Source organism: Nannocystis pusilla, assembly GCF_020073745.1.
Lineage (GTDB): Bacteria > Myxococcota_A > Polyangia > Nannocystales > Nannocystaceae > Nannocystis > Nannocystis radixulma.
In genome coordinates this window covers 56,484-71,445 of the sequence record NZ_JAIRAU010000024.1, presented here as the reverse complement: position 1 = coordinate 71,445, position 14,962 = coordinate 56,484, and the positions used below count along the sequence as shown (strand labels likewise).

General features: G+C 72.1%; 11 protein-coding genes. 4 read left to right on the top strand and 7 right to left on the bottom strand.

Features of this window, described 5'->3' with window-relative positions; genetic code table 11:
* Window positions 1-43: 43 nt before the first annotated feature.
* Window positions 44-418 (bottom strand): bactofilin family protein, encoded by a 375-nt coding sequence (locus tag K7C98_RS18275; RefSeq protein ID WP_224192973.1) that lies wholly within the window; start codon window positions 416-418, stop codon window positions 44-46.
* A gap of 182 nt (window positions 419-600) precedes the next feature.
* On the opposite strand from K7C98_RS18275, the gene K7C98_RS18270 reads away from it, so the two are divergent.
* Entirely contained in the window at window positions 601-2,007 is a 1,407-nt protein-coding gene (locus K7C98_RS18270; RefSeq protein ID WP_224192972.1) for a glutamate--cysteine ligase, read from the top strand.
* Between the two features lie 103 nt (window positions 2,008-2,110).
* Here K7C98_RS18270 and K7C98_RS18265 read toward each other — a convergent pair whose 3' ends face one another.
* Window positions 2,111-3,622 carry a hypothetical protein gene (locus K7C98_RS18265; RefSeq protein ID WP_224192971.1) on the bottom strand — a complete coding sequence of 504 codons (1,512 nt, stop codon included), beginning with the start codon at window positions 3,620-3,622 and terminating at the stop codon, window positions 2,111-2,113.
* 39 nt (window positions 3,623-3,661) lie between these two features.
* The gene (gene alaS, locus K7C98_RS18260) at window positions 3,662-6,340 is read right to left on the bottom strand and encodes an alanine--tRNA ligase (RefSeq protein ID WP_224192970.1); all 2,679 of its coding nucleotides are present in this window, start codon (window positions 6,338-6,340) and stop codon (window positions 3,662-3,664) included.
* Window positions 6,341-6,500: 160 nt separating this feature from the next.
* Here alaS and K7C98_RS18255 point away from each other — a divergent pair, with 160 nt between their 5' ends.
* Window positions 6,501-6,707, top strand: coding sequence for a hypothetical protein (locus K7C98_RS18255; protein WP_224192969.1), 207 nt, complete (start codon window positions 6,501-6,503; stop codon window positions 6,705-6,707).
* 153 nt (window positions 6,708-6,860) lie between these two features.
* Here K7C98_RS18255 and K7C98_RS18250 read toward each other — a convergent pair whose 3' ends face one another.
* Window positions 6,861-8,198 (bottom strand): class I SAM-dependent rRNA methyltransferase, encoded by a 1,338-nt coding sequence (locus K7C98_RS18250; protein WP_224192968.1) that lies wholly within the window; start codon window positions 8,196-8,198, stop codon window positions 6,861-6,863.
* Between the two features lie 228 nt (window positions 8,199-8,426).
* On the opposite strand from K7C98_RS18250, the gene K7C98_RS18245 reads away from it, so the two are divergent.
* Together K7C98_RS18245 and K7C98_RS18240 are read left to right on the top strand one after the other, a co-directional pair.
* Window positions 8,427-10,121: a GspE/PulE family protein gene (locus K7C98_RS18245; protein ID WP_224192967.1), complete on the top strand. Its 1,695-nt coding sequence runs from the start codon at window positions 8,427-8,429 to the stop codon at window positions 10,119-10,121.
* Window positions 10,122-10,135: 14 nt separating this feature from the next.
* Complete coding sequence (locus K7C98_RS18240; RefSeq protein WP_224192966.1) at window positions 10,136-11,290, top strand: type II secretion system F family protein; 1,155 nt, start codon at window positions 10,136-10,138, stop codon at window positions 11,288-11,290.
* Window positions 11,291-11,347: 57 nt separating this feature from the next.
* Here the strand turns inward: K7C98_RS18240 and K7C98_RS18235 are convergent, their stop codons facing one another.
* From K7C98_RS18235 to K7C98_RS18225, 3 genes are all read right to left on the bottom strand, one after another.
* Window positions 11,348-13,090: a hypothetical protein gene (locus K7C98_RS18235; protein ID WP_224192965.1), complete on the bottom strand. Its 1,743-nt coding sequence runs from the start codon at window positions 13,088-13,090 to the stop codon at window positions 11,348-11,350.
* A 79-nt stretch (window positions 13,091-13,169) separates the two neighbouring features.
* Window positions 13,170-14,396, bottom strand: coding sequence for an OmpA family protein (locus tag K7C98_RS18230; protein ID WP_224192964.1), 1,227 nt, complete (start codon window positions 14,394-14,396; stop codon window positions 13,170-13,172).
* A gap of 29 nt (window positions 14,397-14,425) precedes the next feature.
* On the bottom strand, window positions 14,426-14,908 hold the full coding sequence (locus K7C98_RS18225) for a DUF4398 domain-containing protein (RefSeq protein WP_224192963.1): 483 nt from the start codon (window positions 14,906-14,908) through the stop codon (window positions 14,426-14,428).
* Window positions 14,909-14,962 lie beyond the last annotated feature (54 nt).

Below are 14,962 nucleotides of genomic sequence, written 5' to 3'. Positions count from 1 at the left end.
TGTCGGAGCGATCCGGAGCCGTGAAGCCCCGGGGGAGGTGAACTCAGCGCGGGCGCGGTTGCCGGAGGACGTTGCCCGGCAGCGGGACGTCCATCTCGACGGAGCCCTTGAACTGCGCGCCGTCGGCGATCTCGACGCGAGGCGCGCGGAGGTTGCCGATCACGCGAGCGCCCTCGCGGAGGGTGATGCCCTCGGCGGCGACGACGTCACCCTCGACCTGGCCGTGGATCTCGACGCTGTCGGCCTCGATGTCGGCGGCGACCAGCGCGGGACCGGCGATGAGGAGGTGCGCCGTCAAGGCGATGCTACCCTCCACCCTGCCCTGCACCTCGACATCTTCCTCGCCGACGAGGGAGCCTCGGACGGTGATCCGTGGGCCGATGACACAGGGAACTTCGTGGACGGCGGATCCAGCCATGACCTTTACGCCGGCGAAGAGTAACGGCGGGCCTGCGCCCCGGTCAAGCGCGGGTGACGGTCGGGCCCCGCGCCGCGGACGTGTTCGCCGATCGTCACGCGGCCGTGGCCTGCAATTCGCTGTCAAGTCTCGCCAGACGGCACGTACACTGATTCTCCGCCAGCCTTCGACCCGGAGCCTCCGTGAGCAGCACCCCCGAGACCCCCGCCTCCGCCGCGCCGCTGCAGCCCGAAGACCTCACGGGGTTCTTCCGCCGCGCCGAACGCCCGGACCCCCGTAGCCACAAGATCGGCACCGAACACGAGAAGTTCGGCGTGGTCGTCGCCGACGGCTCCTACCGGCCCGTCGAGTACGAAGCCCACGTCCTGGCCGTGATGCAGGCCTTCATGGCGCGGTACGGCTGGAAGCCGGGCGGCGAGCGCGGCAACGACGGGGCGCTCATCAGCCTCGAACGCGACGGCGCCTCGATCACCCTCGAGCCCGGCGGTCAGTTCGAGCTCAGCGGCAAACCCCTGGCGGACGTCCACCAGACCTGCCAGGAGTTCACGCAGCACCAGCGCGAGCTTCACGCGGTGTCGCAGGAGCTGGGGATCGCGTGGCTGGCCTCGGGGTTTCATCCATTCGCGACCCGCGAAGAGGTCCACTGGATGCCCAAGCCGCGCTACGCGGTCATGCGCGCCTATCTGCCGACCCGCGGGCAGCGCGGGCTCGACATGATGCTGCGCACGTGCACCGTGCAGGCCAACTTCGACTTCGCGTCGGAACAGCAGGCCGGCACCCGGTTCCGCCTGGCGATGGGGGTGTCGGCGCTGACGACGGCGCTGTTCGCCAACTCCCCATATAAGGAAGGCGAGGACCGCGGCTTCGCCTCGCTGCGCAGCGACAACTGGACCGACGTCGACGCGGCCCGCTGCGGGCTGCTGCCGTGGGCGTTTCAGGCGCCGTTCTCGTACCAGCGCTACGTCGACTGGGCGCTCGACGTGCCGATGTTCTTCATCCGCCGCCAGGGCCGCTACATCCCGCTGCACGTGCCGTTCCGCCAGTACATGGCGAGCGGCTACGTCGACCCCGAGGGGGTCCGCCACTCGGCGACGCAGGGCGACTGGGAGCTTCACCTGAGCACGCTCTTCCCGGAGATCCGCCTGAAGCCGTACCTCGAGGTCCGCGGCTGCGATTCGGTGCGGCAGAACGTCGTCTGTGCGCTGCCGGCGCTGTGGAAGGGGCTGCTCTACGACGACGACGCCAGCGAGGCGGCCTGGGAGCTGGTCGCCGGCCTCGACTTCGGCGAACGCCTGGCCTTGTGGGCCGAGTGTCGCCAGGCCGCCCTGGCGTCGCCGCGCGTCCGCTCGCTGTGTGAGCGCCTGCTCGCTATCGCCCGCGGCGGGCTCGAGCGCGCCGACATCCGCGACCACCGCGGCCGCACCGAGTCGTTCTTCCTCGACCCCCTCGACGCCCTGGTCGCCGCCGGCACCTCCCCCGCCGACGTCGCCCGCGCCCAGATCGGCCCCCACCCCGGCCGCGACAGCGCCGGCCGGCGCGCGTTCGTCCGCGCGTTCCACTTCGCCGGCGCCGGCCTCGAAGACACCTGAACCTTCAGGCATGTCCGTCCGGGCATGCTTCTGACAGCATGTCCGGATGGACATGCTGTCGAGGACATGCCCGGGAGGTCATGTCCGTCCGGGCAACCCGGACTCACTCGTCGTCGTCGCGCAGGTAGGACGGCAAGTCCTCGATCAGCTCGACGCGGCTCAGCTCCTGGATGTCGTCGTCGACCGGCGGCGGCGGCGGCTTGCGGGCCGGCGGCGGCGGCGGCTTGCGCGGCGGCGGCGGCTTGGGGCCGGGGCCGCGCGGGCTGACGGCGCTCGCACCGGAGCCGCCGCGCGGCTTGGCGACCGGGGCGCCGAGCTCGACGACCTTCTTCTTGGGGGTGCGGTGGCGCAGCACCGGCGCGCCGTTCTCGGCGTCGATGTCGATGGCCGGCAGGCCGGGCATCGGCGGGGTGTCGCGGGTGCGCAGCGGCTCGGCGATCGTCTCGTCGTCGTCCAGCTCGGTGGCGATCGTCGGCGGCGGGGCGCTGCTCGGCGGGACGTCGTCGTCGTCGTCCAGCAGCGACGAGGCGGCGAGGCGCACCGGCGGCGGACCGCCCTCGTGCTCGACCAGCGCGCCGTGGCGCGGCGGCGGCGGCGGCACCTCGTCGTCGTCGTCCGTCAGCCCGGCGCCGAGCGGGAGATCGTCGTCGTCCAGCAGCGCGCCGCTGCCGAGCGGCGACTCGTCGTCGTCCATCAGGGGCGAGGGATCGGGGAGCGCTACGTCGTCGTCGTCCACCAGCCGCGACGACATCGACTCGTCGTCGTCGTCCCTCACCGGCGAGCGCAGCGGCGCGTCGTCGTCGTCCACCAGCGTCGCCATCCTCGCGGTGCCGGTGCCGCGACGGACGGTCGGCAGCGGCACGTCGTCGTCGTCGATGAAGCCGGCCGCGGAGGCGCTGGTGCGCGAGCTCGAGGACATGCGCGGCGCCATCGACAGCGGCAGCGAGTCGACGATGTCGGGCCCGGCGTCGGGGTCGAACAGGGCGCTGAGGCCGGAGTGCTCGCCCGTGTCCTCGTCGGGGATCCCCAGCACCAGCGCGGCCGACTCCTCGCTGCTGATCCCGAGCGCGGCCGCCAGCGGCAGGGTCGCCGAGAGGTCAGGGGGCGGCGACGACGGCTGCACACGGTCGGCCTCCCGCTCGCCCGCCAGCGCGAAGCTCCGCGCCAGCGTCGGCCGCTCGTCGGCGACCGGCTCCTGGCTGCGGTACGGGTACGGCCGGTTGAGCTTCAAGAGCGACTGGAAGCGCGCGAAGCCGCCGAAGCCCGAGTCGGGGTCGTCGTCGACGTAGGCCGGAGCGGCCGGCTGCGGCGACGACGTGGTGGCGGCCGTGACGGCGCGCCGCAGGTCGACCGGGAGCTCGTCGACGACGTCCTCGTCGGCCGCGAGGTCGTCGTCGCTGCTGCTGCGGCTGCTGTTGTGGTCGACGCTGCCGCGGGCGACCACCGGGCTGTCCTTGACGACATGTCTCGGAAGACCGTCGAGGAGCACGCCGACGGGCGAGTCGGAGTCGATGGTCTGCAGCAGCGCGTCGGCCCGCGCGAGCGCCCACGAGAGCAGGGCCGGCACGTCCCTCGACGAGTAGCCTTCGCGCACGAGCAGATCGGCGAGCTGCATGCTCGCTCACGGTAACACAGCAGCCGGCGCCGGCGCGGCTCAGGCGAGCTGCGCGGCGAGGGCGCTGGAGGCGGCGTCGATGGCCGCGGGCAGGCCCGACGCGTTCGGACCCCCGGCCTGCGCGAGGTCGGGCCGGCCCCCACCGCGCCCGCCGACATGTGCGGCGAGGGCGGCGATGAGGTTGCCGGCGTGCACCTTTCCGGCGAGGTCCTTGGTGACCGCGACCAGCAGCGAGGCCTTGCCGTCCTTCTCGGCGCCGAGGACGATCACGCCGGAGCCGAGGCGATCGCGCAGGGTGTCGGCCGCCTCGCGCAGGGCCCTGGGATCGGCGACGGCGACGACCTTGGCGAGCAGCTTGACGCCGCCGACCTCGGCGATCGTGTCGGTCGAGCCGCCGCCGCCGACGGCGAGCTTGCGCTGCAATTCGCCGATCTCGCGCTCGCGCTTGAGCGCGCTCGCCTGCAGCCGGCCGAGCTTGTCCATCACGTCGCCGGGGCCGCTGGCGTGCAGGGCGCCCGCGGCCTCGTCGAGGATCTTCACGGTGTCCTGCAGGTGGCGCAGCGCGTTCATGCCGGTGACGGCCTCGATCCGGCGCACGCCCTGGGCGATGCCGACCTCGCTGACGATGGCGAACAGGCCGATGTCGCCGGCGCGGTGCACGTGGGTGCCGCCGCACAGCTCGACGCTGTCGCTGCCGATCCGGACCACGCGCACCTGCTCGCCGTACTTGGCCTCGAACAGCCCGATCGCGCCGGCGCTCTTGGCGTCGCCGGGGCTCATCTCGCGCGTGTCGGTGTCGGCGTTGGCGAGCGTCATCTCGTTGACGATGCGCTCGATCTGCTGCCGCTGCTCGGGGGTGATCGGGCGCGGGTGCGAGAAGTCGAAGCGCAGCCGGTCGGGCGCGACCAGCGAGCCCTTCTGCGCCACGTGGGTGCCCAGCACCGCCCGCAGCGCGTGATGCAGGAGGTGCGTCGCGCTGTGGTTGCGGCGGATCGCGGCCCGCCGCGCGCCGTCGACGGTCAACGTGACGAGCCGGCCGACCTCGAGCGCGCCCCGGGTGACCTTGCCGCGGTGGATGTGGAGGTCGCCGGTCGGCTTGATGGTGTCGGAGATCTCGACGCGCACGCCGTCGCCCTCGGCGATGCCGGTGTCGCCGACCTGGCCGCCGCTCTCGCCGTAGAACGGGGTCGCGTCGGTGATGAACTCGACCTCGTCGCCGACCTGCGCGGCGGTCTTCTCGACGCCGCCGACGGCCAGCGCGAGCACGTTGCCGCGGGTGCTGAGCTCGCTGTAGCCGGTGAAGCTCGCGGCGCCGGCGAACTTCTCCTTGAAGCGGAAGTAGAGGTTGTCGATCGCCTTGTCGCCGCCGCCGAGGTTGGCGGCCGCGGACCCGGCGCTCTGGCGCGCCTGGACCTCCTGCTTGACGGCCTCCTCGTCGAGCGTCAGGCCCTTCTCGCGGCTGAGGATCCCGGTGAGGTCGATCGGCAGGCCGTAGGTGTCGTAGAGCTCGGCGGCGACGGCGAGCGGGAAGGCGGTCTCGCCGGCGGGCAATTCGGACACGGCGCCCTCGAACAGCCGCAGGCCGCGCTTCAAGGTGCGGCGGAAGCTCTCCTCCTCGCCGCGCACGACCTCGTCGATCGTGGCTGCCCTTTCGACCAGGTTGGGATAGGCCTCGCCGAACTCCTCGACGACCTTCTTGCACACCTCGTGGAAGAACAGGTCCTCGAGCCCGACCTTCTCGCCGAAGCGGATCGCGCGGCGCATGATCCGGCGCAGCACGTAGGGCCGGTCGCCGCGGTCGGGGAACACGCCGTCGGCGATCAGGAAGGCGGTGGCGCGCGCGTGGTCGGCGATCACGCGGAACGGCGCCTCTCCGGCCCCGAGATCGTGTGCGGGCGCGCCGGCGAGCCGCTTGGCGAGGTCGACCAGCGGGGTCAGCAGCGAGGTGCGGTAGTTGCTGCCGACGCCCTCGAGCACCGAGGCGAGCCGCTCGAGGCCGGCGCCGGTGTCGATGCTCGGCTTGGGCAGCGGGACCAACCGCCCGTCGTCGAACTTCTCGTACTGCATGAACACGAGGTTCCACAGCTCGGTGTAGCGGGTGTCCTCGTAGGCCGGACCGCGACCGGCGACGCCGGCGTCGGGCGGGGCCTTGTCGCCGTGGAAGATGTGGATCTCCGAGCACGGCCCGCACGGACCGGTCGCACCCATGGCCCAGAAGTTCTCCTTGGCGGGGAAGCGGTAGATCCTGTCCTTCGGGACATGCGCGGTCCAGAGCTCGTAGGCCTCGTCGTCGGCGGGGGCCGACTCGCCCTCGCCGCTGAAGACGCTGACGACCAGACGATCGGCCGGGATGCCGAGCTCCTCGGTCAAGAACTCCCAGCCCCAGCGGATCGCGTCCTGCTTGAAGTAGTCGCCGAACGAGAAGTTGCCGAGCATCTCGAACAGCGTGTGGTGCCGCTCGGTGAAGCCGACGTTGTCGAGGTCGTTGTGCTTGCCGCCGGCCCGCAGACACCGCTGCACGCTGACCGCCCGCTTGTACGGCCGCGGGTCGCGCCCGAGGAAGGTGTCCTTGAACTGCACCATCCCCGCGTTGGTGAACAGCAGCGTCGGATCGTTGGCCGGCACCAGCGACGACGACGGCACGACGGCGTGGTCGCGGTCGGCGAAGTACTTGAGAAATCGGCTGCGGATCTCGTGAGCGCGAATGGGCCGCTGCATGGGCGGGGGAGAATAATCGATCCGCGCGGCCGCGAGCCCCCGCAGGCTCGGCCGTTCCTGCGTGCGATTTCGCGCGCTTCGCGCAAGCGAAGTGGACGGCCTTTGCGCAGATCCGGCCCGCGGGCTGGCTCGACGGGTCCGGCGGCGTATAGAAGGAGGCATGTCGCTCCGCGGAATCCTGGCGGGCATGGCCTCCATCCTCGAGCTCCAGCCGCCCGAAGAACCCCGCCCGCGCCGCTCCGCCCGGCGCAAGCCGCCGAAGCGGCCGATGAGCGACGCCGGGGCGATCGCCCGCGAGTTCGCGGCCATCCGTGCCGACCTCGCCGATATCTACGCGAGCTACGCCGACCGCCTGCCCTCGCCGTAGCGTGCGCGCGAAGTTGCGCGCGAATTTCGGCGCGCTAGCCTCGTGTTCGTGTTCATCCGCGGGCAGCAGCCGCGAGCGTCGCGGCGGCTGCAGCTGCGGGCGCCGACGCGGGCTGCCGGGCAGTCGAACTGATGCGCGCGGCGCCGCGGCGGCTCAGTCGAACTGCAGCAGCTTGATCTTGAGGTAGCGGCCCTCGATGAAGGCCGGGGGCACCGGGAAGTCGGGCGGGAGGCCGCACTCGCCGACCAGGCGGGCGGCGCGGCCGGCGGCGTGGACGCCCTCGCCGACGGCCAGCAGGAACTCCTCCTCGCCGAGGCGGACGGCGTTGCTGATCGCCAGCACGTGGCCGCCGGGGCCGACGACGCCGGCGACGGCGCGCATCAGTTCGCCGTAGTCCTTGAGCGCGCTGAAGGTGCTGCCCTTGACGTTGGAGAACGGCGGCGGGTCGACGATCACGAGGTCCCACACGCGGCCGCGCTGGCGGAACTTCTCGAGCAGGGCGAACGCGTCGCCGGTGATCGCCTCGATCGCCTCGGGGTCCATCTTCGAGGCGCCGAGGTTCTGGCGGCAGCGCGCGTGGCTGCGGGCGGCCGCGTCGACGTGGGTGACGGAGGTCGCGCCGCCACGGAGCGCCCGCAGGCCGAACGCGCCGGTGAAGCTGAACAGGTTGCACACGCTGCGGCCGCGCGACCACGCCTCGAACAGGCGCCGGCCCTCGCGGAGGTCGAGGAACAGCCCGGGCGAGACCGGGGCTGTCACATCGACCAGGAACTTGAGGCCATCCTCGTCGACCTCGACCTCGGGCGGCGCGGCCTTGCCGGCGAGGTGGAACGCGGGCGGGCGGCGGTCGTCGGGCGTGACGCCGCGGATCCGGTCCTGGAGGTAGATGCCGGCCGGCTTCAGCTCTTGCTCGAGGATCGGCACCAGCGCGTCGAGGTACGTCTCGGCGATCTTGCCGTACTTGTAGACGAGCAAGTAACTGCCGAGGCGGTCGACGGCGAGGCCGGGGAAGCCGTCGGCCTCGGCGTGGATCAGGCGGCAGGCCTCGGCCGGGACGCCGCTGCCGCGGCGGCGCACCGCGGCCCGCACGCGCGCCAGCATCTCGGCCTCGTTCCACTCGAACTCGGGCGCGAGGCTCACCATGCGGATGGCGATCGCGCCCTCGGGCTCGTGGAGGCCGTGGCCGATGAGGTAGCCGTCGAGGTCCATGACCGGGATGACGGCGCCCTCGGGCAGCGCGAGCGGCCGCAGGACGGCGTTGCGGAACACCCACGGGTGCCCGGCGCGCAACAGGCGAGCCACCTCGTGCGGCACCTTGACGTGCGGGCCGCGAACTGCAGGTCGCGGGTGGCCGCCCTGGGTCCTGCGCCGCGGCGGCGCCTCGGCACCGGCACCGCCGCCGCCGCCGCCGCCGCGACGCTGCGGCCGCGAGGGTTCGGCGGGGCGAGTGGCGGGGCGAGTGCGCAGCGGACGGCCGTCGTTGGGTGGCATGGCGGCCGCGGAGAATAGGCGATAGCGCCACGACGTGGCGAAAAAAACAGGTCCCCGGGCCATGGAGCCGGTGGCGCCGTCGCGGCCGGACGGCGGCGTCTCGCCCCTGGGACCGTATTGCGAAGGACAGGCGCGAGGCGCCGCGAAAGTTTCCTCGCTTGGCGGGCCGGGCGGCGGGCTGTAGGCTTTTCCGCCCTGGCCGCGCCCGCCGGCGTCGGCCGAGCCCGCATGGCAGACCGACTCGGCGAACTACTGGTCCATCGAGACCTGATCTCGCTGCCGCAGCTCCAGCGGGCGCAGTCGGAGCAGCGCGCGTTCGGCAAGCGCCTGACGACCATCCTGCTGAAGCTCGGCTTCATCAGCGAGCGCCAGCTGGCCGGCTTCCTCGCCGAGCACTTCAAGGTCCCCTACTTCGACTTCGCCACCCACGAGATCGATCCCTCGGTCATCCGCACCGTCGACAAGTCGATCGCCGTGCGCCACCTCGCGGTGCCGGTCCAGCGCGCCGGCTCGAAGCTCATCGTCGCCATGGCCGATCCCAACAACATGTTGGCGATCGACGACCTCAAGTTCCACACCAACCTCAACATCGACGCGGTCGTCAGCCTCGAGCCGGCGATCGAGGCGGCGATCGCCCGCTACTACGACAAGGTCGACATGGCGGCGCCCTACGGCGAGGTGCTCGGCGGGCTCGGGCTCGAGCCGGCGGTGAGCCTGCCGGAGCGCGAGCGGCCGCCGCCGCAATTGTCGGAGCCGGAGCAGTCGATGGCCGGGCGCCTGTGCGAGGCGATCCTGCGCAACGCGCTGGCCAAGGGCGCGTCCGACATCCACATCGAGCCGTACGAGAAGGGCATGCGGGTCCGCTACCGCATCGACGGCGCGCTCTACCACGAGATGGACCCGCCGCTCGGCTACGGCGCGTCGCTGATCGGCAAGTTCAAGCAGCAGGCCGGGCTCGACGTCGGCGACCGCCGCCAGCCGCTCGAGGGGCGCCTGCGCTTCAAGGCCGGCAAGGAGCGCGAGGTCGCGTTCCACGTGGTCACCTTGCCGACGGTGTTCGGCGAGGCGCTGCGCCTGCGCCTGCTCGACCGCGCGGCGCTGCCGGCCGACCTCGCGCGCCTCGGCCTCGACGGCGAGCCGCTGCGCCAGGTCCGGGCCGCCCTGCACCGCGCGCACGGCCTCGTGCTGGTGGCCGGGCTCGCAGGCGCCGGCCGCTCGACGACGCTGTGCACCGCGCTCGGCGAGCTCACCGCCGACAGCGTGCGGATCGCCACCGTCGAAGATCCGGTCGAGTATCACCTGCAGGGCGTCTCGCAGGTGCAGGTCCACCCCGAGCTCGGGCTCGGCCCCGCCGCGGCCGTGCGCGCGGTGCTGCGGCAGGACCCCGACATCGTCATGGTCAGCGAGCTGCGCGAGTTCGAGACCGCCGAGCTGTGCGCCAAGGCGGCCGCCGGCGGTCGGCGCGTGCTCGCGGCCCTGCCGGCCGGCGAAGCCGCGGCGGCGCTGATCCAGCTCGTGCACCTCGGCGTCGAGCCGCACATGATCGCCGCCGCGACGTCCCTGGTGATCGCGCAGCGGCTGGTCCGCCGCCTGTGTCCCGAGTGCGCCGAGCCCGACCCGAGCTGCAGCGTCCAGCGCCTGGTCGACGCCGGGGTCCCGCCGGTCGTCGCCCGCGACGGCTCGCCGCGACGGGCTCGCGGCTGCAAGGCCTGCCACGGCGGCTTCCGCGGGCGCACGGCGATCTTCGAGGTCATGCCGATCGGCGAGGCGCTGCGCGAGCGGATCACGGACGGCGCCGGCGTGGCCGAGCTGCGCGCCGAGGCGGTGCGGCTCGGCATGCGGCCGCTGCGGCTCGCGGGGCTGCTGCGGGTCGTCGACGGCACGACCTCGCTCGACGAGGTCCTGCGCGCGACGACCGACTGACCCAAGGGACAGGTATGCCGCTGTTCGTGTGGGAGGCTCGCACCAGCGCCGGGGAGATCCGCGGCGGCGAGCTGGCCGGGATCGACGAGGTCCACGTGATCGAGGCGCTGCGCCGCCGCGGCCTGCGGGTCACCCGCGTCGACCGCAGCAGCCGCCGCGGCGCGCCCCGCCTCCCCGAGGCCCCGGCCCGGGCCCTGCTGCCGGCGCTGCGCCAATTCCTGGTCTTGCGGACAGCCGGAGTCGGGGCCGCCGAGGCGCTCGAGCTCGGGGCTCGCAGCAGCCGCGGCGCGATCGCGCGGGCGCTGCACGCCGCCCAGCTCGCGGTCGAGTCGGGGGCCGGGGTCGGCGAGGCGTTCGCGCAGCACCCGACCACGTTCGGCGCGCTGGCGGCCCGGGCCCTCGGCGAGGCCGACGCGCGCGGGCTGTTCGAGGTCACGCTGACGGCGCTCATCGACCAGTTGAGCGCCGCCGAGGCCGCGCAGGCGGCCGTGCGGTCCGCGGTCGCGCGCGTGACCCTGGCCGCGGCGACGCTGCTCGGCGCCGGCGCGGCGCTGGCGATGGTGCTGATCCCCGCCGCGGGCGGGCTCTACCGCCGACTCGACCTCGTGCCGACCGGTGCCGCGGCGGACGTCCTGGCGCTCGCGCCCTGGCTGTCTCTCGGGACAGCTGCGATCTCCGCCCTGCTCGTCCTCACCGGCGCCGCGCTGGCGGCCTCGCGCGGGCTGCGGGCCGGGGCGCTGGCGCTGACCGCCGGGCTGTCCGAGGCGCTGCGGCGGCTGGCCCTGGCCCGCTTCGCCCGCGCGCTGGCCCTGCTGGTCGGCGCCGAGGCGCCGCGCCAGCTGGCGCTCGAGCTGGCCGGCTGGGAGGCGGCCGACCGCGAGCTCGCCGAGGCGGCCCAGCGCGCCCGCGCCGGCGTCGCGCAGGGCGGCGACCTCGGCGTCGCCCTGGCCGAGGTCGGCCTGCCCGCCGGCTTCGCCCGCGCGGTCCAGGCGGCCGAGGGCGGCGGCGACCTGCCCGCCACGCTGCGCCGCCTGGCCGAGCTCGAGGAGGCCGCGGCGCTCGAGTGGCTGTCCGTGAGGACATGGCGGATCGCACAGGTCCTTTACGCCATGTGTGTCGCGCTCGCGGTCACCAGCGCGGTGGCGCTGGCCGCCCCGCTGCTGCGCTGACCTGTCCGTGAGGACCTGCCCCATCGAGCAGGTCCTCTGCGCCGGCGGCCCTCGCCCTCAGAAGGTGATGACGGGGCCGACGTTGAGGTCGATGAGGAGGCTGGTCGTGCGCGGGAACCACACGCCGACCTGGAGCTCGCCGAACAGGCCGAAGTGCTTGGCGGCCTGCCAGTGGAAGCCGAACACGCCGCCGAGGAGGCCGCCGCCGATCCGGACGGTGTCGATGCGCTGCGACTTGTCGGCGTTGGCGGTGACGGTGGCGGCCTGCTGGATCGCGCCCTGGCTCTCCATCGAGCCCGGGTCGCCGCAGTTGTACTTGTACGGCCACACGGCCGTGCACTGGCCCGCGCCCTCGAACGCGGCCTCCTTGTCGTCGGGCACGCTGTTGCCGTTGCGGTCGTTGGCGAAGCCCATGGGCACGCGCAGGCGGGTGAAGCCGCCGCCGAGGAAGCCGCCGACGAACAGGCGGAACTTCTTCTCGTCCGAGCCGAGGAAGTACTTGATCTTGAGGCCGCCGGCCATGGTGATGCCGGGCTTGCCGCGGATGCCTTCCGGGTTCGGGTTGGTGACGTCGTTCATGTAGGAGTCCGGCAACGACGCCTTGGGGTCGTCGCGGTACACCTTGGAGCCGGTCACGGCCTGGATGCGCAGGAAGCCGGACAGCACCAGCTTCTTGCCGATCCGGCCGCCGATCTCGGGGGCGATGTGGAACGGCGCCGAGGCCATGCCGGTGCTGACCTTGTGGTGGGCCGCGCACTCGCCGGCGTTGTAGGCGGTGGCCAGCTGGTCGATGGTGTACGGGCCGCCGTAGGCCATCACCGTCGGGCCCATCTGCGTCTGGTACTGGATCGGGTCGCCCGGCAGGTCGCTGGTGCCGGAGCTCCACCGCGCGAGCGCGCAGGCGAACTCCTTGAGGCCGTAGTTGAAGTTGCCCTGCGGGTCGTACTGGCTGTAGCTCTGGTCGGCGACGCCGCGGGCGACGCCGACGCCGGTGCCGAGGCCGATGTTGATGAAGATCTTGGGCAGCGAGTGCTTCGGCGGCGGCGGCTTCTCCGGCTCCTTGGCCTTCGGCTCCTCCTTGACGCACTTGACCTCGGCCACCAGCGGGCTGTCCTGCGCGCCCTTGTTGCCGAGCGCCTTGTTGCCCGCGTCGTAGACGTAGACGAAGTACTCGACCGGCTTGTCGCCGTGCTCCGAGGCCAGCACCTGGGCGGTGGCGATGTTGCCGAACGAGTCCATCGTCACCGACTTGAACTCGCCGGTGTCGCCCTGCACGCGCCAGTACAGCGCGACCTGGCCGCCGTCGGGGATGCCGGAGGCGACCACCTCGAACTGGAGGTCCTGGCCGCAGGCGTCGGTCGACGGCGAGGTGTGGCGCACCGCCTCGGTCGGCGCCGACGCGCCCGAGTCCTTGCGCGCCTTGTCGAGCAGCTTTTGCACGTCCGGCGAGCGCAGCTCGGTCGGGATGGCGACGTTGTAGTCGGCCTTGACCGCGTCGACGAAGGCCGCCGTGGTCGCGTTCTTGTCGCCCGAGTTGGAGAAGATGATGACCGCACGCAGCATCCGCAGCGGCGCCGTCGCCGGGTCGTCCGCCGTGGCGCCGGCCAGCGCCTGGTCGAGGCCCGCGAGCGCCGGGTCGAGCTCGAGGTTGTTGTACTGCCCGAGCGCCTTGTTGTAGGCCGCCTTGAGGTCGTCGCGCGCGTCTGCGAAGGCTGTCCCTGCGGACAGGAACACCGCCAGCGACAGAGCCGCGGAGAGCAGGCCGACAAGGCTAGGACGGACGTAGGTCTGCGTTCGCACTGGGTCTCGGGCTCCTTCTAGCCGAACGCCGGCTCGGCGCCGGCGTTGGGTGTCCAGGGGGCTCGGCGCGCGGCGCCGATCACTGGATGGTCTTTTTGCAGTCCTTGAGGTTGAATTCCACGCGGCGGTTGTTGGCGCGGCCCTCGTTGGTCTTGTTGTCGTCGATCGGCTTCTCCTCGCCCCAACCGACCGGCTCGAGGCGGGCGGTGTCGATGCCGGCCTTGACCAGGTAGTCGCGCACGCTGTTGACGCGCTTCTGCGACAGATCCTTGTTGTACTTGTTGCTGCCCTTGCTGTCGGTGTGACCCTCGATGAAGATCTTGATGTCCGGCGCAGCGTTGAGCGTGTCCTTGACCTCGTCGAGCACCTTGAAGCTCTTCGGGTCGATGTCCCACTTGTTGAACTTGAAGTAGATCTTGTCGCTCAGCTTGATCTGGCAGTTGTCGATCTTCAGCACGTCCGGGCAGCCGTCCTCGTCCTCGACCCCGTCGTAGTCCTCGGGCAGGTTGCGGCAGTCGACCTCGACCCCGTTCTCGGTCTTCTTGTCGTTGTTGACCCAGTTGTAGGTGCCGTCGGCGTTGCGCACGAGCTCGGCCGCGTCGAGGACCTTGTCCTTGTCGTTGTCGACGTCGGGGCAGCCGTCCTCGTCCTCGAAGCTGTCGAAGTCCTCGGGGTCGTTCGGGCACTTGTCGTTGACGTCGAGCAGCGTGTCGCGGTCGTTGTCCGGGTCGGGGCAGCCGTCCTCGTCCTCGAACTGGTCGACGTCCTCCGGCTCGTTGCGACAGTCGACCTCGCGGCCGTTCTCCGTCTTCTTGTCGTTGCTCGACCAGGTGTAGGTCTTGCGGGCCTCGTCCTTCGTCAGCTTGTCCGCGTCGAGGACCCCGTCCTTGTCGTTGTCCTTGTCGGGGCAGCCGTCGTCGTCCTCGAAGCTGTCGAAGTCCTCCGGCTCGTCCGGGCACTTGTCGGCGATGTCGTCGTAGCCGTCCCAGTCGCGGTCGTTGGCGCCCGGCGGCGGCCGGCTGACCACGTTCGGGTCCTTGCAGCGCACCGGGTCGGTCTTCTTGCGCGCCAGCTGGGTGTACAGCTCGGCCTTCTCCGCGTGGTCCTTGCCGCGGTAGTACTCGCCCATCCCCAGCGCGTCGCGCGAGAAGCGGATGTTCGCCTCGGCGATCGCCGTCTCCTTGGGCGCGCAGCCGATCGTCTTCGAGCCGTCGGCGATGGCGCCCTGCAGCACCGTGTCGGTGCCCTGGACCTTGCCGAGCAGACGCTCGCCGAGACACCCGAGCCCGACGAACGAGCTCGCCACCGTGGCGACAACACAAACTGTAAGGCGGTTCACTTGCCACCTCCGACCGACACGCCGGCCTTGACCTCGCCCTTGGCGCCGCCCGCATCGGTCGAGCCGCTCGCCTTCGCGTCGCCGCTCGCCTTCGCGTCACCGCTCGCATCGCCGTCGGCACCGGCCGGCAGCTCGTCGGGGGTCGCGACGCCCTCGGCGCGCTGGTCCATCTGCCCCTTGCGCCGCATCTCGGCCTTCTTCTTCGCCTCTTCGGCGAGCTGCTTGGCCCGCTCGCCGTAGTCGAACGAGCGCTCGTATTCGCTGTAACCCATCAAGATCTTCGACTGCTCCAGGTAGGTCACCGAGCCCCAGTACTCATAGGGGGCGTTCTCCTCGGCGCCTGCCGCCTCGGCGTCCGCCACCGCCCGGGTCGACTCCTTGGCCACCTTCTTGAGGTACCCAAAGGGTCCACAGCCCGCGGTACACGCGGCCGCGACGACGATGGGGATCAGCTTGACGAATCGCGTTGTTCGCAGCACCAGAAGGCTCCCTGGTTCGAGATCGTGGCAGGCGTCGGTGGAGGGGTCGTTAGG

Excerpts from the sequence above, each read along its gene's own strand:
- K7C98_RS18255 (WP_224192969.1), top strand. The coding sequence starts at position 6,501 with ATGTCGCTCCGCGGAATCCTGGCGGGCATGGCCTCCATCCTCGAGCTC.
- K7C98_RS18245 (WP_224192967.1), top strand. The coding sequence starts at position 8,427 with ATGGCAGACCGACTCGGCGAACTACTGGTCCATCGAGACCTGATCTCG.
- K7C98_RS18250 (WP_224192968.1), bottom strand. The coding sequence starts at position 8,198 with ATGCCACCCAACGACGGCCGTCCGCTGCGCACTCGCCCCGCCACTCGC.
- K7C98_RS18275 (WP_224192973.1), bottom strand. The coding sequence starts at position 418 with ATGGCTGGATCCGCCGTCCACGAAGTTCCCTGTGTCATCGGCCCACGG.
- alaS (WP_224192970.1), bottom strand. The coding sequence starts at position 6,340 with ATGCAGCGGCCCATTCGCGCTCACGAGATCCGCAGCCGATTTCTCAAG.
- K7C98_RS18265 (WP_224192971.1), bottom strand. The coding sequence starts at position 3,622 with ATGCAGCTCGCCGATCTGCTCGTGCGCGAAGGCTACTCGTCGAGGGAC.
- K7C98_RS18240 (WP_224192966.1), top strand. The coding sequence starts at position 10,136 with ATGCCGCTGTTCGTGTGGGAGGCTCGCACCAGCGCCGGGGAGATCCGC.